This window comes from Paenibacillus sp. FSL H8-0048 (assembly GCF_038002825.1).
GTDB lineage: Bacteria > Bacillota > Bacilli > Paenibacillales > Paenibacillaceae > Paenibacillus_AQ.
Window position 1 is genome coordinate 6303331 of sequence record NZ_JBBODF010000001.1, and the last position, 21675, is coordinate 6325005.

The following is a 21675-nucleotide window of genomic DNA, read 5'->3' on the forward strand; positions in this document are numbered from 1 at the left end:
TCTTATCTTATAAAAAACCGCCTTTACTAGATTAAATAGATCGGCGGATTTTTACAACAACATTTTTACCCGTGCCACAAAATTGTCTTTTCTTGACCCTTTCCCTGACAGGAATACCACGCTATGGCAAGTGTTGACGGAATCCCTCGTAAGCGTCATAATTATAGACAACTTTAACCTGAGCGTAATGCAGCCGGGAACGCACGGAACCTGCAAATTCTGCATGCTTGCAGGTTCATTTTATTATAGAAGGGAAACGGATACGACGAGAATGGGCATAGAGCAATTAACCGAAAAGGCTGGCGCCTATATAAAAGAAAAAGATCTTCTCCGCATCCGTGAAGCTTATGAATTCGCCGATCAGGCTCATCACGGGCAGGTCCGGAAGTCGGGGGAGCCATACATTCTGCATCCGCTCGCGGTCGCAGATATTGTCGTCAATATGCAAATGGATGTCATATCCATTATTGCTGCGCTGCTGCATGATGTGGTGGAAGATACGACAGTGTCCCTGGAGCAGATCCGCACGAAATTTGGCGATACCTGCGCAATGCTTGTGGACGGCTTGACCAAGCTGGAACGCATCCGCTTCCGCTCCAAGGAGGAGCAGCAGAACGAGAACTACCGCAAGATGTTCATCGCTATGGCGCAGGATATCCGGGTAATCGTGATTAAGCTGGCGGACCGTCTGCATAATATGCGTACGCTCAAATACCAGTCCGAAGAGAGTCAGCGCCGGATTTCTTATGAGACGCTGGAGATCTTTTGTCCCATTGCGGACCGGCTGGGGATCTCTGCGATCAAGTGGGAGATGGAGGATATTGCGCTCCGTTACCTGAATCCGCAGCAGTACTACCGGATTGCCAACCTTGTACACAAGAAACGGGCAGAACGTGAGCAGTTCATTGACAGTGTCATCGGCCGCATCCGCGCCAAGCTGGATGAAATGGGCATCGAAGGCGATCTCTCGGGACGCCCGAAGCATATCTACAGTGTCTATAACAAGATGAACACGAAGAACAAGCAGTTCAACGAGATCTATGATCTGCTCGCTATCCGCATTATCGTCGACAATATTAAGGATTGTTATGCCACTTTGGGTATTATTCATACGCTTTGGAAGCCGATGCCCGGTCGTTTCAAGGACTATATTGCTATGCCCAAGGCGAACATGTATCAGTCTTTGCATACAACCGTAGTTGGTCCGGGAGGAGAGCCGACGGAGGTGCAGATCCGCACCTGGGAGATGCACCGCACGGCCGAATTCGGGATCGCCGCGCACTGGGCGTACAAGGAAGGCAGCAGCAACAACGTCAATCCCGAGAACCGAATGCCGTTCTTCCGCGAGATCCTGGAGCTGCAGCATGAAGCCAAGGATGCCGAAGAATTCGTGGAGTCGCTCAAAATGGACTTCTTCTCCGATCTGGTCTTCGTATTCACGCCTAAGGGTGAGGTAGTAGAGCTGCCTGCCGGCTCGGTGCCGCTGGATTTCGCGTTCCGCATCCATACCGAGGTCGGGAACCGGACGATCGGCTCCAAGGTGAACGGGCGTATCGTGCCGCTTGACCATAAGCTGAAGACCGGAGATATCGTGGAGATTCTGACCTCAAAGAATTCGTACGGTCCGAGCCGCGATTGGCTGAAGATTGCCCAGTCCTCGCATGCGCGGAGCAAGATCAAGCAGTGGTTCAAGAAGGAGAAGCGCGAGGAGAACGTCGAGAAGGGCCGGGAGGCTATCGAACGCGAGCTGAAGCGCCTGAACGTAGAGGTCTCTGACTGGCTGACGGAGGACAAATTATCGGAGGCAGCGAAGAAGTTCGCCTTCAATGATGTGGAGGATATGCTGTCGGCGGTCGGCTTCGGCGGGATTACTGCGGCGCAGATCGCTTCCAAGCTGACCGAGAAGCTGCGTAAGGACCAGGAGGAGGCCGCAGGCCATCTGGAGCTTACCTCTGAGATGAAGGCAATCAAATCCAGCGGAGAGAAGCGCAACCAGCCGACCAACGGGGTCCGTGTCAAGGGGATTGACAATCTGCTGGTGCGCTTCGCACGATGTTGTAATCCCGTGCCGGGCGACGATATTATCGGCTATGTGACCCGTGGCCGGGGCGTATCGGTACACCGGGAGGATTGTCCGAACATTCCGAACGAGATGGACGGAGAGGAAGCGGCCCGCGTGATCGAAGTGGAGTGGGAAGGCAGTATGGAGGCTAATTACAGCGTCGATATTGAGATTACCGGCCATGACCGCAATGGGCTGCTGAATGAGGTGCTGCAGGCGGTATCGGAGAGCAAGACCAATATTTCAGCGGTCACCGGGCGCTCCGACAAGAACAAGATGGCGATGATCCATATGACGATTCTGATCCGCAACACTGATCACCTGCAGTCTGTGGTCGACAAAGTGAAGCGGGTCAAGGATGTCTATACTGTTAACCGCATTATGCAATAGAGGTGCTAAGGCAAGGAGCTGAAGAATGAGATGAGAGTAGTTGTGCAGCGCTGCAAGAACTCCAGTGTGACGGTGGACGGAGCAGTGACCGGAGCGATTGGAGAGGGCCTGCTGCTGCTGGTCGGCGTAACCCATGAGGATACGGAGAAGGATGCCAAGTATTTGGCTGACAAGGTCGCCGGACTGCGGATTTTTGAAGATGCGGCTGGTAAAATGAACCACAGTGTGACGGAGGCCGGCGGGGCCATTCTGTCCGTCTCACAGTTCACGCTGTACGGGGACTGCCGCAAGGGCAGACGTCCCAACTTCATGGCAGCAGCGGCTCCGGCTGAGGCAGAGCGCCTCTACGACTACTTCAACCAGGAGCTGCGTGCCGGAGGACTGCAGGTAGAGACCGGTGTGTTCGGAGCGATGATGGATGTCGCCCTGACCAACTGGGGACCGGTTACGCTGCTGTTGGACAGCAAGGGTTAGAAATGGAGGCGGCAGACACCGCCTTAACTGTATATGATATATCACGGGACTCCACATGGTGGGGTCCTTTTTTGCCGAGATAGCAAAACTTATGTATGTATGGTATCTCATCATGTATCCTTCTATTTCCCGCAGAAACGGTACCTTCTCTACAAAGGCATAGCCGTTTCCGCTTGGGTGAAAGAACGCTTGATTGCGCTGAACGGGGGGATACAGGTGCATTGGAGTAGTGGGGGCGGGAACGCAAGTGGAATTTGTACAACTAATTACTCGAGAATGTCATACTGCGCCATAGCAAATGGAAAAGTAACACTTAATTATCCTCTTTATTCTCCACCGCCTGATATTGAAAGAATTAACTGTACATTATCCAACTGCTGCTCCTAACTACAGTAAAAAGACAAAATTAAGTGTGCTTTTTCCAACTCTTTCGTCGGGAGAGTAGCATCTGGATGGTGTGGAATTCCCAATTGCCCGCGGTGTCTGTTCAGAGAATTAGCAAGCGGGATAGCAGCAGCCCTGCTTGGATAGACTATGAATGATGCACCATTATTCAAGTGCGGGGAGCAAGCAAAATGAGACAAGCACCACAAGCATGGATGTGGAACATGATTCAGGCCCATGTGGCCGGGTCGATGACCGAAGCTTCAGCGACAGCCAAGGAAGCCGGCGACCCGAAGGAGCCGCAGGGACTCCAGCGCAGAGGCCGCGGTCTTTTGCCGCGTACCTGACCGGGGAGAAGGTATGCGGGAGCGGATTTTTTTAAGCAGGGAGGCAGTACGTACGGAACAGAATTTATGGTAACTGCTTAGGCTTCGTTATAAAGCGGGGGAATGAGGGTAATAGATTGACGAGACGATAGCAGCCCAGAAAGGAGATATGGATCTCATGAGTAAAGTAGCTTTTCTGCTTGCCAATGACTTTGAAGATTCTGAAATGAAGGTTCCTTACGAAGAAGTTTTACAGGCAGGACATCAGGCAGAAATCATCGGTCTGAAGAAAAATGAGACCCTGCTCGGCAAACAAGGGAGCGTATCCTATGCCGCCGATAAAGCGGTCAGCGAGGTCACAGCGGAAGAGTATGATGCGATAGTCATTCCAGGCGGATCTTCGCCGGAGAATCTCCGTCTTGACCCGGATGTTCTGCAATTCGTGAAGGATGCTGACCGTGCAGGCAAGCCGATTGCCGCGATCTGCCACGGCCCGCAGATTCTGATCAGTGCTGAACTGCTGCAAGGCCGCACCCTTACCTCCTATCCGCCGCTGAAGGATGATCTGATCAATGCCGGCGCGGAGTTCAAGGATGAAGAGGTCGTCGTAGACGGCAACTACATTACTTCACGCACACCCAAGGATGAGCCCGCTTTTGTGCGTGAGCTGCTTAAGGTGTTGTAATACATGAAATACATGCATAACCCGTTTGGCATAATACAACTTTATGGGAGGGATTTACAATGACAAGAAGAATCCAGGCCTATTTCAGTACAGAAGATGCAGCGGAAGGTGCTAAGACTTCTTTGATTCCTTACGGTGTAGACGGGATTGAGGTGTCGGCTTTAACCGACCCATTGGATAATGGAGTAAATAACCGGCGTAACATTCTGATTCCGCTGGGGTCCACCAATACTGCTTCAACAGGTGCCGGGGGCGTGTACGCTGCCGGAGGTGCAACGGGTATGGGTTCCGGTGCGGCCATTGTCCCCGCAGTTGCAGCAGATGATAATTTGAATCGTACGGATGAAGTACGTGCCGATGAAGTACGTACGGAGGGCGAAGTGCATAGAGGGGAAGAGCTGACAAGCAGCGACCTGGAGCACCTGCATTATGTCATGGATCTCAAGGTAGCCGATAATCATTACAACGAGGTTGTTGAGGTGCTGCGCGGCAAGCAGGCCTATGTAGAGATTTTTGATTAAAAAGGCAAGCGGAATCACTGCCGGTATACAGTTCATTTCAGCTCCAGCCCTCTGGTATAGAGAGGCTGGAGCTGTTTTATATGCAGCATAAAAGAGAGGACGGCAGGATAGGTGTAGACAGGAGCATGGGGATGGTGTAACCTATGGATTAGCATGACAGCGGGGATTTGAACGGCTTGGTGAAACGCTTTCTTTTCTGTAATGCAACTGTAACACTACATACATGATTCCTTAATATAGCGTGTTTATAATAGAAGCATGACCCCCTTTTTTATAATATATGATGATGGACCTGCAGCAATCGGCTGCAGGTCACTTTTTTATTTTAAAGGTTCACACTAATTCAATCCTTGACTTTAGCGCAGTGGTTCAGTAGAATCTAACAGTATAGGTAAGTTTATATTGTTTTGATGACGGGACCAAGTAATCCGTAACCCACAACCCCAGAGAGGAATCCCGCAGATCATGGCTGTCGTCCAGGTAAGAAGGACCGTATACTGATCCGCAAGGCTGTAAGGATTCTGTTGATGAACGGACGAATGACCTCCCCGAGAACGCACGGCGAACGCAGGCAGCAGGATTGCCTACAGTCAGTAGCCGGATGCGCGTAGGCGGGCGTTAACCGCTTAGAGCGGAGCTTAGGCAGAGCAAGTTGCTAAGCCCGGAATGTGGGTGGTACCACGGGTGAATTATTGGTTATGATAATCCCTCGTCCCTGTTTGTAATTGAACAGGGATGAGGGATTTTTTGCTGTTTTTAGGGGTTATTTTCAGGAGGGATAGGCGTGGCTAAAGAAAGATTCGAGAAACCAACAGGTACACAGGATGTGCTGCCGGGTGCAGTAGAGAAATGGCAGGTCGTGGAGGCCAAGGCAAGAGAGCTGTGCCGCCGCTTCAATTACCGGGAGATTCGTACCCCGCTGTTCGAGCACACCGGGCTGTTCGAGCGCGGAGTCGGCGAAACAACGGATATTGTAGAAGGTGAGATGTATACCTTCAAGGACAAGGGCGACCGTGATCTGGCGCTTCGTCCCGAAGGGACAGCAGGCGTGGTACGTGCGTATGTCCAGAACAAGCTATACGGTGAGCCGGATGTCAGCAAGCTGTATTACATCGGACCGATGTTCCGTTATGAACGTCCGCAGGCCGGCAGATACCGCCAGTTCCATCAGTTCGGCATCGAGGCCTTCGGCGCGGTGGACCCGGCGATTGATGCTGAAGTCATCTCACTGGGGTACCAGTTCTATATTGATCTGGGGCTGAAGGATGTGCGGGTAGAGCTGAATTCGGTCGGCAACGCGCCGAGCCGTGCGGCTTACCGCGAGAAGCTGCTGGATTTCCTGAGACCGATGAGAGAGAGCCTGTGCAGCGACTGCCAGCGGCGGATGGAGCGCAACCCGCTGCGTGTGCTGGACTGCAAGGTCGATCAGGACAAGTTCGGCGGAGCGCCTTCTATTCTGGATAGTCTGGATGAAGAGTGTACAGAGCATTTTGCGAAGGTGAAAGGTCATCTTGATGTGATGGGTGTGGAATACAGCATCAACCCACGCCTGGTGCGCGGCCTTGATTATTACACGCATACGGCGTTTGAGTATAAAGCGGCAGGCATTGGCTCCATTGACACGGTGGGCGGCGGCGGCCGGTACAACGGTCTGGTCGAGGAGATCGGCGGGCCGGATCAGCCGGGTATCGGGTTCGGGATTGGCCTGGAGCGGATTCTGCTGATTCTGGAGAATCAGGGTGTCGAGCTGGAAGCGGCGAAGCCGCTGGATGTGTACTTCGTTGCACTGGGCGAAGCAGCAGATCTGGAGATTACGAAGCAGCTGTTCCGTCTGCGCAGCCTGGGCTTCTCTGCGGAGCGCGATTACCTGGGACGCAAGATGAAGGCGCAGATGAAGTCGGCGGACCGCATGTCAGCCCGGTATACGGCGATTCTCGGTGAAGACGAGCTGAATAACGGCGTCATCGCGCTCAAGTCGATGGAGACCGGCGAGCAGCGGACGGTGAAGCTGGACGAGCTGGCAGAGGCGCTGATTCAGAATTAAGCGAGCAGGCGAGCATATGTAATTTTAAACATGAAGGGGTAGGATATAAGATGACCAGAAGTCATAACTGTGGCCAATTAACGACAGCGAGCATCGGTGAGAAAGTAACATTGAACGGTTGGGTGCAGACCCGCCGTGACCTTGGAGGCGTGCTGTTCATTGATCTGCGCGACCGCACAGGGATTGTACAGATTGTATTCAACCCTGACTATTCCGGTGAAGCGCTGCAGATTGCCGATAAGGTACGCAGTGAATATGTGCTGTCCGTGACGGGTACTGTGGTTAAGCGCGATGAGGAGACCATCAACCGCAATCTGCCGACCGGTGAGATCGAAGTGCAGATTACAGACATCGAAGTGCTGAATGCGGCTAAGACACCTCCGTTCTTCATCGAAGACGGGGTGGAAGTAGACGAATCCCTGCGCATGAAATACCGTTACCTGGATCTGCGCCGTCCGGAGATGCACAAGACGCTGCTGCTTCGTTCCAAGTCGGCTAAGATCTTCCGCGATTTCCTCGACAATGAGGGCTTCATCGATGTAGAAACGCCGATTCTGACCAAAAGCTCGCCGGAAGGCGCACGTGACTATCTCGTGCCAAGCCGTGTGCATGAAGGGGAATTCTTCGCGCTTCCGCAGTCGCCGCAGATCTACAAGCAGCTGCTGATGGTTGGCGGCATCGAGCGTTATTACCAGATGGCCCGCTGCTTCCGCGATGAGGACCTGCGCGCTGACCGCCAGCCAGAATTCACACAATTCGATATTGAGACCTCGTTCATGCCGCAGGATGAGCTGCTGGCGATGATGGAGAAGCTCATGCAGCGCCTGCTGAAGGAGACGGTGGGAGTAGAGGTATCCGCACCGTTCCAGCGGCTGACGTATGCCGAAGCAATCGGCAAATACGGCTCTGACAAGCCGGACCTGCGCTTTGGCCTGGAGCTGGTAGAGATGAATGATATCGTGGCTGAGAGCGGTGTGAAGGTGTTCGCTTCCGTGATTGAGAAGGGCGGGGAAGTGAAATGTCTGAACGCCAAGGGCTGCGGCACATGGACCCGTAAGGAGATTGACGATCTTGGACCATATGCTGCCCGTTACGGGGCCAAGGGTCTGGCCTGGATTCAGGTCAAAGACGGCGAGTTCAAGGGACCGATTGTGAAGTTCTTCTCCGAGGAAGAAATCGCTGCCGTGAAGGAGCGCACAGGTGCCGAGGATGGCGACCTGCTGCTCTTCTCCGCTGATACCAAGAAGGTGGTAGCCGATGTGCTTGGTGCTCTGCGTCTGAAGATTGGCCGTCAGCTTGGTCTGATCGACGACAGTGTGTTCAAATTCGCCTGGGTAACGGAATTCCCGCTGCTCGGCTACGATGAGGATCAGAAGCGTTATGTGGCTGAGCATCACCCGTTCACACGCCCGATGGATGAAGACCTGCATCTCTTCGATACCGATCCGGGGGCCATCCGCGCACAGGCGTATGACCTGGTGCTTAACGGCTACGAGGTAGGCGGTGGTTCCCAGCGTATCTACAAGCGTGACGTTCAGGAGAAAATGTTCAATGCACTCGGCTTCTCGCAGGAGCTGGCTTATGAGAAATTCGGCTATCTGATGGATGCCTTTGAATACGGCACGCCTCCGCATGGCGGCATCGCGTTTGGCTTCGACCGTCTGATTATGCTGCTGGCGGGCCGCACGAACCTGCGTGAGACCATTGCCTTCCCTAAGACGGCAAGTGCAACGGACCTGCTGATGGATGCCCCATCCCCGGTGGATGCGGGACAACTGGAGCAGCTGCACATCAAGCTGGCACCGAAACCGGAGAAAGAAAAGAAATAAATCAACTATGGACTGACGGGGCGCACCAATAGAGCAGAGGGACGTCCCGGAAGCCTTGCCCAAGGAGGCTGGCATCATGCTGAATCAGTTCTCGCGTACGGAGCTGGCGATCGGGCCGGAGGGCCTGGAGATTATGAAGAACAGCACAGTGGCTGTGTTGGGGATCGGCGGAGTCGGCGCCATGGCGGCGGAAGCGCTGGCCCGGACCGGCATCGGCCGGATTATTCTGATTGATAAGGATTCGGTGGATATTACCAACATCAACCGCCAGCTTCATGCGCTGACCACGACCATCGGCCAGAATAAAACGGATCTGATGGTAGACCGCATCAAGCTGATCAACCCGGAATGCGAAGCGATTGCGCTGAATATGTTCTACACCGAAGAGACGTATGAGGAGCTGTTCAAATACAAGCTGGACTATGTAATTGACGCTTCGGATACGATTATTTATAAGATTCACTTGATCAAGGAATGTCTGGCCCGGAAGATCCCAATGATCTCCAGTATGGGTGCGGCCAACAAGATGGACCCGACCCGCTTCCAGGTCGCCGACATCTCCAAGACCAGCATGGACCCTATTGCCCGGGTGATCCGCACCAGACTGCGCAAGGAAGGCATTAAGAAGGGCGTGAAGGTGGTCTTCTCCACCGAGAAGCCTGTGAAGCCGCGCGAGGATGTGACGGAGCAGATCGTGCCTGCGAATGCGCCGGACCGGCGCAAGGCGAAGCAGCCTCCGGCCAGTACTTCTTTTGTACCCCCTGTAGTCGGCCTGATTATGGTCAGTGTAACGGTACGGGATTTGCTCGAAACGGGCGGCATTACATTTGAATGAATGCTATCAGGTAAAAGGGTGTGTAGCCGGCTTCCGGCTATATGCCCTTTTATTACGGAGATATACATGGCATCCTATGAGAAGAACTTAAGTGGAGGTTGTAACATGAAATCGAATATTTGGCGGAATAGTGTGGGAATGGAGCCGGGCGACAACTGGAAGCAGGAATGGGCGGCCGGTATCCTGTCGTATTTCGCTTCGGTATATATTGTAATGGTTAATGCGGCGATCCTGGCAGATGCAGGCATGCCGCTGCGGGCCGGGATGGTTGCCACGCTGCTGACAGCGGTGACGGGCTGTCTGCTGATGGCTTTTGGCGGCAAAACGCCGATTATCGTCGTCCCGGGCATGGGGATCAATGCCTTTTTCACCTATACGCTGGTGCATTCTATGAAGCTGGATTGGCGCGAGGCGCTGGCGGTGGTGGTGGTGACCGGGGTGCTGTTTGCCATTGTGGCCTTCACCTCGCTCTACCGCATTCTCAGCGATGCGATTCCCCATAATCTGCAGCATGCGATCACCGTCGGCATCGGGCTGTTCCTGACCTTCATCGGCCTGCAAAAAAGCGGGATTGTCATTGCCCACGCCACCACCTTCGTCGCCATCGGGCATTTCAGTGATCCTGCGGTCATTACCTCGGTGGTGACGCTGCTGCTGGCGCTGGTGCTGTTCATCCGGGGCACACGCGGCGGTCTGCTGATCAGTATGCTCGTGGGCACAGGTCTTGCCTATCTGCTGGGGGCCGCCCATGCGCCGAAGAATACAGAGCCGGGACATGTGTTCAGCGGTTACGGCAGCGTGTTCGCCAGTATGGACTGGAGCGGCTTCGTCAGCCTTGTCTTCTGGATTGCCGTCTTCCTGCTGCTGCTGATTGTGGTGTTTGAGAATATCGGCCTGATCTCTTCCCAGACGCTGATGGCAGGACGTCCGGAACGCTTCAAAAGCAGTCTGCGGGCGCTGTCGCTCGCCAACATCGCGGCAGGTCTGTTCGGCAGCAGCCCGGTGGTCGCCGCTGCCGAATCCACCGCCGGAATTGCGGCAGGAGGCCGCTCCGGCTTAACTTCACTCGTCACCGGCCTGCTGTTCGGGGCGACCTTCCTGTTCATCCCGCTGCTGGCTTATGTGCCGGACAGCGCGATTGCGCCGATTCTGATCGTAATCGGCGGGCTGATGGTGCAGAATGTGCGCGAGATGGATCTCGGCGACATGACGGAGCTGTTCCCGGCCTTCCTGGTCATGGTGATGATTCCCTTCACCTACAGCATCGTGGACGGCATGGCGTTTGGCTTCATCACCTATCCGCTGGTGAAGCTGGCTACCGGCAAAGGCAAAGAGGTTCCTCCTGCCTTGTACGGTATTGCCGGGCTGTTCATTGCGAACTTCGTGCTGCATGCGCTGATGGGCTGACGGCTAAGGTGGAAGGGGGGCTCCTTTTCCCTCTTCCTCTTCCTCTTATCCGCAGCTTGGGCAGTTGCTAGAAATATATGGCTTTCCCTATCCTGTTGTGATAAGATGGACTGCTCACACAACTTAAGGTGCATGCTTCCGAAGCGAGTTATGCTCGTAGTGATTCAGGAAGCGAATGCCCGCAAAACTAAGCGTATGCTTTCGAAGCAGTTTTGCGCGAAGAAAAGTCGGGTGAAGTAGCGCTCGCAAAACTTTTAGGAGGTAACTGAAATTGGAAGACAACTTTCAAAGTGCCTATCAAGAGGAAGAAGACAGGCTGAACCACGTGCTGACAGAGATTGATTCCACCCTTGAGCGGCTGCGCTCAACACCAGTGTACACAGGACACGATTATACCGAGCAGGTGCTGGAGGATTCAAGGGAGCAGAGGCGCAAAGATCTTGCCAAGCTTAGGCAGGAGCCTTATTTCGGACGGCTTGATTTTCAGGGCAATGATGAGGAAGACCGCAAGGCACTCTATATCGGCAAAATCGGCGTAGACCGCGAGCAGGTAAGCGACCGTCCGCTTGTCATTGACTGGCGGGCACCGGTGGCAAGCCTGTTTTATTCTTTTACCGGAGGAACGGAAGCCGCCTCGTATGAAGCGCCGGAGGGGCTGATCGAAGGGCTGGTCTATCTCAAGCGTAACGTGGTGATCCGGAGGCAGATCCTGGAGCGGGTGGCGGATACGTATAATCGTGACAGCGACGCGCCGGCGGTATCGGATGAATTCCTGGTCTACCGGCTGGGGGAGAACAAGGATAACCGGCTGCGGGATATCGTCTCCACGATTCAGGAGGAGCAGGACAAGATTATCCGGGCGGCCAAGAACACGGCGCTGATCATCCAGGGGGTCGCGGGAAGCGGCAAGACCACCGTCGCGCTGCACCGGCTGGCGTTCTTATTGTATCAATACAAGGAGCAGGTATCGGCGGAGAAAATGATTATTTTCGCCCCGAACCGCATGTTCCTGGACTATATTTCAGATGTGCTGCCGGAGCTGGGCGTCGGCAATATTGCCCAGAGCACGTTCCCGGACTGGGCGGCAGAGGTGCTGGGTGTGGACTTGCCGGAGCAGGATGCTTCGGAGGTCATGAGCCGCTGGTTCGAGACGGCCGGAGCGATGCCAGTCATTACGGAAGAGACCCCCGGGCGCTTCAAGGGCTCAACGGTGCTGATGAGCGTCATTGAATCCAGCGTCAAGCTGCTGGAGACCAGCGCTGTGCCGGAGGGCGATTTCAGCCCTTGGGACGGGGCGGTGCTGAGCCGCCAGGTGATTCTGCGCTGGCACAATGAGGAATACGCACCGTATCCTCCGGCGAAGCGCAAGGAACGGGTGATGGCGCGGCTTCACCGCTGGATCGAGATGGAGCTGAAGAAGAGCCCTTCGGCGGCTGCGCTGAAGGAGCGTAAGAAGAAGGGCACGGCACGTGAGAAGGCTTACAGCGCCAAGTGGCCGAAATACGAGCCGCTCGCCATCTACAAGCAGATCTTCCGGGCGGCGAAGACGCCGGAGGACTGGCCGGCAGGAGCGCCGGAAGAGATTCCGCCTGCCGTGCTGAAGGAGACCGTCAAGGAGCTGAAAAAGGGCATTCTGCGCGAAGAGGATCTGCCCCCGCTGCTCTATATCCATTATCTTCTGAACGGTAACGAAGGTACTGAGCGCTTTGACCATATTGTGATCGATGAAGCGCAGGATTTCTCCCCGTTCCAGATTGCCGTACTGGATCTGTATGTGAAGGGGCATTCCTTCACGATTCTGGGTGACCTGTCGCAGGGCATCCACGCTTACAAGGGAGTGCATGCGTGGAGAGAGATGCAGACGCTGTTCGCCGAAGAACACACTGCTTACCATGCACTTACCCGAAGCTACCGTTCAACGATGGAGATTATTGAGTTCGCTAACGGCATTCTGTCTGCGGGTGTAGGCAGTGAGCTGCTGGCCGTTCCGGTCTTCCGCAGCGGGAATCCTGTGCGGCTGATCTCCTATGAGGAGGATGTGCTGCCGGGAACGGCTGCTGCTGCTCCGGCGGACCAGCGGCTCAGCGCGGTTAAGAGCGCGCTGGCGCAGCTCTCCGGGCGCGAATACCGCACGGTGGCGGTATTGACCCGCAGCCTGCGGGAAGCCTCCGAGCTGTACGCTGAGCTCGCTGGTCAATTCGAGGATCTTCATCTGATTGACGGCAGCATCACGGAATACCGCGGCGGCTTGTCGATTCTGCCCGTCTACTTGTCCAAGGGACTGGAGTTCGATGCCGTCATTCTGGCAGATGCCGACAGTGACCATTATGGAGCGGCGGCCTGGGATGCGAAGCTGATGTATGTGGGCTGTACGCGTGCCCTGCATGAGCTGTGGCTGCTGCGCAGCGGAGCGCTTCCGTCCTACGTGCAGCTTAACACAGAGGAGACCGTCTCCGGCTGGCCGGAGCTTGAAGAGGGGAATTAAGACGTTCAGAGCGTATGAGGGATAACAGCGCGGAACTGTTGCGTCAAAAAGAGGGGTGCCGTTCAAAGCCGGATTGATGGCTTTGAACGGCACCCCTTGTTTGTTATTGTATAGGAAACTATAGTTTCCTCCTGCTGTGGATAAGGTGAATGTAAATTTGTGGCTAAGAGTTCTTTGAATGATTCGCACAGTGACTATGTTGCTGAATGTATGCGAAAAACAGCATACATTGAGCTCGCATGCAGGCGCATAGCCCGAATGTATGTGGAAAACAGCATACATTGAGCTCGCATGCAGGCGCATAGCCCGAATGTATGTGGAAAACAGCATACATTGAGCTCGCATGCAGGCGCATGTCCCGAATGTATGCGAAAAACAGCATACAATGTGCTCGCACGAAGGTAATCCTATTCAACCGCAGAGTGAATTTGTTCTCTTTAAGCCTTACCCTTCGCATCGAACTGGAACCGCTCCACCTGTCCCTGCATATCCGCAGCCATGCCGGAGAGTGCCGCAGAGGAGGAGGTGATTTCCTCCATCGAAGCAAGCTGCTCCTCGGTAGCTGCCGTTACGCTCTGGAAGGAGTCAAGCGCGGACCGGGCGATGGTAGCCATCTCCTGGACGGAGGCGGCTACTTCGGAGCTGCTGGCCGACATTTGCTCTGTAATGGCTGAGACTTCATGGATCTGCTCGCCGACCTGCCGTGTGGACTGCTCAATCTGCCGGAAGGCTTCGCTTGCCTCCAGCGTAAGCGCCATGCCCTGCTCCACATCCTCTGCCACCTTATGCTTCATTACATCATAAGCGCTGGCGATCAGGCCGACCATATCGGAGATGGTCTCCTGAATCTGTCCGGCACTGCTATTCGTAGCCTCCGATAGCTTGCGCACTTCACCGGCTACGACGGCGAAGCCCCGCCCGTGTTCTCCGGCCCGGGCCGCTTCGATACCGGCATTCAGCGACAGGAGATTGGTCTGCTTGGCAATGGCGGAGATCGCCGTGCTGGTCTCAGCGACCCGGGTGCTTAAGCCGTTAAGCTCAGCGATCAGGGTGCCGGACTGCTGCACCGATTCGCGGATCGTCTTCATCTGCTGCAGGGTCTCCTGCATTCTGGAGCTGCCGGTTGCGACATCCGTTTCCGTAAGCATAGCGGCACTCACAATTGCCTCTGAAGCGGAAGCGATTTTCTGGATACCGGTAGACATCTCCTCCATCGTTGTAGCGACTTCGGCGGAAGCATACGCCTGGGTCTCCACGCCCCGGGTGGATTCCTCCACCAGCTCTGTCACATACTCGACCGCCTTGCTGTTCTCAGCCGTGCTGGCTGTGAGCTGTTCACTGGCAGCGGCGAGCTGGCCGGAGGTCTCGGCAACCTCCTGCACCATGGTGCGCAGTGAAGAGACCATTTCATTATAATTGCCGGCAAGCTGACCGATCTCATCCCTGCGGCTGGTCTGGACGAATTCATCCAGATATCCTTCGCTTACCCGCTTGGCCGAACGGTTCAGGCGTTCTACCGGCCCGGTAATCCGGCGGATAATCAGGAAGGTAATCACTGCAGCAAGCAGCAGCGCGACCACGAGAACGATAGCTGATTTGTACAGAATCGGGTAGACCGCTTTCGTGTATTCACTCTCCGGAAGCACTCCGGCCAGAGTGAAGCCGGTCAGATCATTGGTAATGTAGTATCCGTCCATTTGCGTATCGGCTGCCGTATCCTTGTAGGAGATTTTGCCCGCCGGGCCTTGCTTGGTTCCAGCCGTCATTGCGCCTGTGGCCTCTGAAGCAACCTCCATGGCAGGGTGGTAGATCACCTTGTTATTGCCGTCCAGGATGAAGACATATCCGCTGTCGCCCAGACTGACATTCTTCGCCAGCTCCATTAGCTCCTTCATGCTGATGCTGATTGTAATAGCACCTTTACCGTCCGGAAAAGCCTTGGAGACCGGTAGAATGTAGCTGTTCGTTACTTTGGAGAAAATGGGATTAATTACCGATGTTTTGTCCGGAGTCTTAAGTGCATCTATGTACCAATCGCGTATCCGGGGATCATAATTGTCCAGCTTGGAATCCGGCGCGAACATGTATTTCCCGTCCTCGTTGCCTATCGCCACGATATCTACCTCAGGATGCTCGAGCTTGAAGTTGTCGATCAGCTTGCGCAGCTGTGGAGAGTTGTTCGTCAGCCCGGCGCTGCTCATCTCGTACGCCAGCTCATTCACTGCGGCACTCTCCAGCAGGATCAGCTGCGACAGTGTTTTATCCAGGAGGTGGATGCTTGAACGTGTGGTGTCTTCCATTTTGGAGCGCAGAGCCGATTCTGAGGTTTGTGTTGATATAGCCACCAGAGCCAGTGAGGGCAGCACAATAGCTGTAATGATAAGCAGCATCAGTTCAGTTCTGAGCTTCGTGATACGAAATAGGTGCTTTCGGGTTTTTTTCGGTGTTGGCATGGAAGTTCCTCCTGAATTTCTGAATGGATGGCGGTTAAAATTTATTTCCATATCTCGAAGTAACTAGATATTTTAATATATATTTCGACAGAGATCGACTAAATAATTAGTTTTTCGTCAAAAAAATTAACTCGCATTCTTCCCGGTTTCTTCCTCGTTCCAAGTAGTACGCGCGCCAGCCTTTCAGGTGGAGAACGATTATAACTATTCTTGAACTTGTAACCCCGGGCGGCCTGTGGCTTAATAATAAGTGTCCGGCCGGGCAAGATTACTTCTGGAAGGAGGCTGAAGATATGTTTTCAGAATACGAGGTGGTTTCCGTCTAAGACGGAAACCTGTTTAGGGGGAGGCCGCGAGGCCTCCTTATGTATAACGAGCGAACACGAGCGGATATGTAATTCCGGTTACTATATTATATAGAATGTTACTGACCAACCACTGACAGATTGCTGCTGATTTATAATGAATGTAGACGATAACCGCAGGGTTTAATATAATGAATTTAGGTGATTTACCAAATTTGAGGAGAAGAAAGGAGGCAGGTGGAATGATTATTCAGAACAGTACAGTGATCGGACTGAACGGAATACACCTGTTGAAGGAGGAAATTGAACGTGAGTTACGTCAATGGAAAGGATGTGCTCCCCCCGGGGCTGCTCGAAGAGCTGCAGGGTTACATACAGGGTGAGCTGTTATACATCCCGAAGAAAGCGGAAGAACGGGTGAGATGGGGCGAGAACAGCGGCTCCCGGCAAGAGATTGCTGCCCGCAACGAAGAGATCTTCTGTAGTCACAGCAGCGGCTGCTCGGTGAACGAGCTGCAGAAGAGATATCACTTATCCGAAGAAAGCATCCGCAAGATTATTTCCAAAATGCGGCAGATGCGGCTGGCGATGAACCGCTAGTCTGGAACGTATATGAGTTCTAATTCTAGAACAAAGAGCATGGCTCCCGCCGGTGGCGGCGGGGTCATGCTCTTTTTAACGACCGCTACAGGTATGGTATGATAGGAGAAGTGTATGTATTCTATCGAAATCTTAGATGATAGCAAGGAAGTGTAGGGATGGATTTATTCTCGCAGGGTGAAGACAACGGGAGCGGACGGCTGCTTGCAGACCGGATGCGGCCCGGCAATCTGGATGAATATATCGGACAGGAGCATATTGTAGGCAGGGGCAAGCTGCTGCGCAGAGCGATTGAAGCGGATCAGGTCTCTTCTATCCTGCTCTACGGGCCTCCGGGCTGCGGCAAAACCACTCTGGCCCATATCATATCGCATCACACCCAAGGTGAATTCGTGCGGCTGAATGCGGTGGAGGCTTCGGTGAAGGATGTGCGGGAGGTCATTGAACGCGCACAGAGCAATAAGGCGCTGTACGGCTCGAAGACGATTCTGTTCCTGGACGAGGTACACCGCTTCAACAGCTCCCGGCAGGATGCGCTGCTGCCGGCCGTGGAGAAGGGGACGATTACCTTCATCGGTGCGACAACGGAGAACCCGTTCCATTACGTGAATGGGGCCTTGATGAGCCGCTCGACACTGTTTCAGCTGGAGTCCCTGACAAGCGAACATAGCCTGATTGCGATGAAGCGGGCGCTTGCTGACGATCAGCGGGGGCTCGGCTTCATGGACCTGAAGGCTGATGAAGACGCGCTGCTGCATATCGCCGCCATGGCGAACGGCGATATCCGCCGGGCCTTGAATGCTCTGGAGCTGGCGGCGATGACTACGGCGCCGGAGCGTGACGGCAGCGTGCATATTACGCTTGCGGTGGCGGAGGAGTCGATCCGCCGCCCGATTGTGAAGGCGGACGAGTCGACGCAGTACGACGTGCTGTCCGCTTTTCACAAAAGCATCCGCGGCTCCAGTGACGCCGCCCTGTTCTGGTTCCTCTACGCGGTGGAGAAGCTTGGCATGGACCCGATGACCTTCATCCGCCGACTGATCGCGGCCAGCAGCGAGGATATCGGCCTGGCGAACCCGCAAGCGATGGTCCAGGCAGTCAGCGCGCTGGATGCCTACCGCAATAACGGCTGGCCGGAGGCCAAGCTGAATATCGCGCAGGCGATTCTGTTCGCCGTAGAGAGCCCGAAATCAGACGGGGTAGTGACCGCTATCGCGAACGTCATGAACAGTCTGGAGGATCTGAAGTCGGCCGAGGTGCCGCTGCATTTACGGGATACGCACTATAAAGGTGCGGCCCAGCTGGGCCATGAGGGCTACCAGTATCCGCATAACTTCCCCGGCCATTATGTGAAGCAGGACTATCTGCCGAAGGCAATCTCCCGCAAGGTCTTCTATCAGGCCACCGAGCAGGGCAATGAGGCGAAGATCCGCCATAACCAGCAGCTGCGGCGCGGGCAATAGCTCTGTACCACCGTATGTATTTCATACGGTGGTTTTTTTGTGCGTGCAAGTATTTGCGGACTGTCGAACACAATGCGCCAGATGAGCCTGTGCGGGCCGGATGTAATCGGAAAACCGATCACAATGAGCGTGCTGGAGGCGAGTGGGCGGAATGTAATCGAAAAACCGATCACAATGCGCAGGATGGGGGCACGCAGGCCGGATGTAATCGAAAAACCAATCACATTGGGCATGGCGGAGGCGAGTGGGCGGAATGTAATCGAAAAACCGATCACAATGGGCGTGGCGGAGGCGAGAGGGCGGAATGTAATCGGAAAACCGATCACAATGCGCAGGACGAATGTATGTAAGCGAATTTGCAGGCGAACAGGAACAACCCTGCAGGCGATAAATATGATAGAAATAGAAATATTTTGGCAAAAAAACCGGTATCCTCAGAAAATTGTAATGTAAATATATAGAATTAATTTACTATATGTGGTATATGTGTAGGTAGAGGTATTTTACCTTAATTTGTAAGATAGAGGTGGTATATGGAACGTGCCTAAATATGATGTCTAATTATGGACACTGGGGAGGTATTTGTGCGTGCCTGAGTCCTGACGGACTGAAAAATCAAGAAATCGAAGGGAGATGAGCAAGGATGAGTCAAAGTAAACGGAAGACCGGCTGTATCGCTACACTAAGCCTGATGTTAGCCTTCACCATTGGTTCAGGGACGGCAGTCCGCCCGTCTGTCACCGAAGCGGCAAGCGCCGGATTTAATTATGCAGAGGCACTGCAGAAATCGATCTATTTCTACGAGGCCCAGCGCTCGGGTGAACTGCCGGCGGACAACCGCGTGGAATGGAGAGGCGACTCGGGGCTGCAGGATGGTGCCGATGTCGGCCATGACCTGACGGGAGGCTGGTACGACGCAGGAGATCATGTCAAATTCGGCTTTCCGATGGCGTATACTGCGACCATGCTGGCATGGTCGGTCTATGAATACAAGGATGGTTACGTGCAGTCCGGGCAGCTGGATGAGATTCTGGACAATATCCGCTGGGCCACAGACTATTTTGTGAAAGCGCATACTGCACCGAATGAGCTGTGGGGACAGGTGGGTAACGGCACGGCGGACCATAACTGGTGGGGACCGGCGGAGGTCATGCCTATGGCGCGCCCGGCCTACAAGATTGATGCTGCACATCCCGGCTCGGATCTGGCTGGTGAGACTGCCGCCGCCCTTGCCTCGGCTTCCATTATTTTCAGGGATTCAGATCCCGCTTATGCGGACAAGCTCCTGCTGCATGCCAAGCAATTATACAATTTTGCCGATACGTACCGGGGGGCTTACTCCGATACCATCACGGACGCCAAGCAGTATTACAATTCATGGAGCAGCTATGCCGATGAATTAAGCTGGGGCGGTGTCTGGCTATACCTGGCGACCGGTGAGCAGACCTATCTGGACAAGGCGGTTGCCGCCAGTGAACTGTGGGGCACCAACCAGGCCGGTGACTGGGGCTACCAATGGACCCAATCCTGGGATGACAAGCATTACGGGGCACAGCTCCTGCTGTCCCGCATCACCGAGGACCCCAAGTTCATCCAGTCCACGGAACGCAATATGCAGTTCTGGACGACCGGGGTGAACGGCACCTCTGACCGGGTAACGTATACTCCAGGCGGGCTGGCCCATCTGGATCAATGGGGGGCGCTGCGGTATGCAGCCAACCATGCTTTCCTTGCTTTTGTCTATGCAGACTGGGTGACTGATCCGGTGAAAAAGAATACCGCCCAGGCCTTCGCAGAGCGCCAGATTAACTATATGCTGGGCGACAATCCGCGTAATAGCAGCTATGTTATCGGCTACGGCGCGAATGCACCTGAGCATCCTCACCACCGTACCTCACACGGCTCCTGGAGCGACAGCCAGACCACCCCGGCCAACCACCGGCATGTGCTTTACGGCGCACTCGTTGGCGGACCCTCCAAGACCGATGCGTACACAGATGCAATCAGCGATTATGTCTCTAATGAAGTTGCAACCGATTACAATTCAGCCTTTACCGGTTCTCTGGCCCGGATGATGATGCTTCACGGGCAGGGGCAGAGCCCGCTTGCGAACTTCCCTCCGGCCGAAACGCGTGAGGATGAGATGTTCACGGAGACTTCCGTGAATGCCAGCGGCAGCAATTTTGTGGAGATCCGCGCGGTTCTCAATAACCGTTCTGCATGGCCTGCCCGCTCCAGCAGCCAGCTGTCCTTCAACTACTATCTGGACATCAGCGAGGCTGTTGCTGCGGGATATGGTCCGGGCGATATCACGGTTAAGGCAGGGGGCTACAACCAGGGAGCCACTGTCTCCCAACTGCTGCCTTACGATGAAGCGAACCATATCTACTACACCAAAGTAGATTTCTCCGGCACCCCGATCTACCCGGGAGGACAGTCAGCTTACCGCAAGGAGGTTCAGTTCCGGATTGCCGGACCGCTGAACACCACCTTCTGGGACAACAGCAATGACTTCTCCTTCAAGGGAGTGGCCGCGAATGCTTCAGCGGCAACGAAGAACCCTTATATCCCGGTGTACGATGCAGGTGTCAAAGTGTACGGGGAGCTGCCTTCCGGCGGCGGAACGCCAGGTGAACCGCAGGTTCCGGGACGTCCGTCCGGCCTCCAGGCGGAGCCCGGCAATGCCAGCGTAGCCTTGAGCTGGAATGCAGTCAGCGGTGCGACGAAGTATACCGTCAAGCGCTCTCTGGTGAGCGGCGGACCGTACACTACAGTGGGTACGGCTACTTCAGCAGTCTACAGCGACAGCGGACTAACGAACGGAGTGGACTATTATTATGTGGTAACCGCTTCGAACAGCGTAGGGGAGAGTACAGCGTCCGTACAGGTGAGCGCCAAGCCGCGCGAGATTACAGTGCCTGCCGGCGCTCTGCGCGTGCAGTACCGCACCAATGATACCAGTCCCGGCGATTCACAGATCCGCAGCCAGTTCCGGATTATCAATACAGGAACCGAGGCCATTCCGCTCAGCGGTCTGAAGCTGCGTTACTATTACACTGTTGACGGGGACAAGCCGCAGGAATTCCACTGTGACTATGCAGCTGTCGGCAGCGGGAACCTGAACGGAAGCTTCGGGAAGCTTAGTGCACCTGTTACCCTGGCCGACTCTTATCTGGAGATTTCTTTTGCGGCAGGAGCAGGAAGCCTGGCGCCAGGGGCAGACAGCGGGGAGATTCAAGTGCGCTTCAACAAGTCAGACTGGACGGCCTACAATGAGAGCAATGACTATTCCTATGGCGGTACCCAGCAGACCTTCGCGGATTGGAACAAAGTCACCCTGTACCGTGGAGGAACACTTGTCTGGGGCCTCGAACCCTAAACCATACCAGAGAGGAAGTATGCCGAAATGATG

14 protein-coding genes are annotated in these 21675 nt (G+C 54.6%); 13 read left to right on the plus strand and 1 reads right to left on the minus strand.

The window, feature by feature from the left end:
* Window positions 1-271 precede the first annotated feature (271 nt).
* The 10 genes from NSU18_RS27400 (at window position 272) to NSU18_RS27445 (ending at window position 13442) form a co-directional block, all read left to right on the plus strand.
* Complete coding sequence (locus tag NSU18_RS27400) at window positions 272-2452, plus strand: RelA/SpoT family protein (protein ID WP_036690535.1); 2181 nt, start codon at window positions 272-274, stop codon at window positions 2450-2452.
* A gap of 30 nt (window positions 2453-2482) precedes the next feature.
* Window positions 2483-2926, plus strand: a complete 444-nt coding sequence (dtd, locus tag NSU18_RS27405; protein WP_036690534.1) for a D-aminoacyl-tRNA deacylase — start codon at window positions 2483-2485, stop codon at window positions 2924-2926.
* Between the two features lie 575 nt (window positions 2927-3501).
* The gene (locus NSU18_RS27410) at window positions 3502-3657 is read left to right on the plus strand and encodes a hypothetical protein (RefSeq protein ID WP_341017325.1); all 156 of its coding nucleotides are present in this window, start codon (window positions 3502-3504) and stop codon (window positions 3655-3657) included.
* Between the two features lie 157 nt (window positions 3658-3814).
* Window positions 3815-4321, plus strand: coding sequence for a type 1 glutamine amidotransferase domain-containing protein (locus NSU18_RS27415; protein ID WP_341017327.1), 507 nt, complete (start codon window positions 3815-3817; stop codon window positions 4319-4321).
* Between the two features lie 59 nt (window positions 4322-4380).
* Entirely contained in the window at window positions 4381-4842 is a 462-nt protein-coding gene (locus NSU18_RS27420) for a hypothetical protein (RefSeq protein ID WP_341017329.1), read from the plus strand.
* A 784-nt stretch (window positions 4843-5626) separates the two neighbouring features.
* Window positions 5627-6886: a histidine--tRNA ligase gene (gene hisS / locus NSU18_RS27425; protein WP_341017330.1), complete on the plus strand. Its 1260-nt coding sequence runs from the start codon at window positions 5627-5629 to the stop codon at window positions 6884-6886.
* Window positions 6887-6936: 50 nt separating this feature from the next.
* Window positions 6937-8715: an aspartate--tRNA ligase gene (gene aspS / locus NSU18_RS27430; RefSeq protein WP_341017331.1), complete on the plus strand. Its 1779-nt coding sequence runs from the start codon at window positions 6937-6939 to the stop codon at window positions 8713-8715.
* 76 nt (window positions 8716-8791) lie between these two features.
* Window positions 8792-9550: a tRNA threonylcarbamoyladenosine dehydratase gene (locus tag NSU18_RS27435; protein WP_341017332.1), complete on the plus strand. Its 759-nt coding sequence runs from the start codon at window positions 8792-8794 to the stop codon at window positions 9548-9550.
* 105 nt (window positions 9551-9655) lie between these two features.
* Window positions 9656-10957: an NCS2 family permease gene (locus NSU18_RS27440; RefSeq protein ID WP_341017334.1), complete on the plus strand. Its 1302-nt coding sequence runs from the start codon at window positions 9656-9658 to the stop codon at window positions 10955-10957.
* 271 nt (window positions 10958-11228) lie between these two features.
* Window positions 11229-13442, plus strand: coding sequence for a HelD family protein (locus NSU18_RS27445; protein WP_341150541.1), 2214 nt, complete (start codon window positions 11229-11231; stop codon window positions 13440-13442).
* Between the two features lie 437 nt (window positions 13443-13879).
* On the opposite strand, the gene NSU18_RS27450 is transcribed toward NSU18_RS27445, so the two are convergent.
* The gene (locus NSU18_RS27450; RefSeq protein ID WP_341017336.1) at window positions 13880-15895 is read right to left on the minus strand and encodes a methyl-accepting chemotaxis protein; all 2016 of its coding nucleotides are present in this window, start codon (window positions 15893-15895) and stop codon (window positions 13880-13882) included.
* Between the two features lie 614 nt (window positions 15896-16509).
* On the opposite strand from NSU18_RS27450, the gene NSU18_RS27455 reads away from it, so the two are divergent.
* The 3 genes from NSU18_RS27455 (at window position 16510) to NSU18_RS27465 (ending at window position 21642) form a co-directional block, all read left to right on the plus strand.
* On the plus strand, window positions 16510-16800 hold the full coding sequence (locus NSU18_RS27455; protein WP_209987564.1) for a CD3324 family protein: 291 nt from the start codon (window positions 16510-16512) through the stop codon (window positions 16798-16800).
* A 158-nt stretch (window positions 16801-16958) separates the two neighbouring features.
* Complete coding sequence (locus NSU18_RS27460; RefSeq protein ID WP_341017337.1) at window positions 16959-18263, plus strand: replication-associated recombination protein A; 1305 nt, start codon at window positions 16959-16961, stop codon at window positions 18261-18263.
* Window positions 18264-18906: 643 nt separating this feature from the next.
* Complete coding sequence (locus NSU18_RS27465) at window positions 18907-21642, plus strand: glycoside hydrolase family 9 protein (RefSeq protein ID WP_341017338.1); 2736 nt, start codon at window positions 18907-18909, stop codon at window positions 21640-21642.
* Window positions 21643-21675 lie beyond the last annotated feature (33 nt).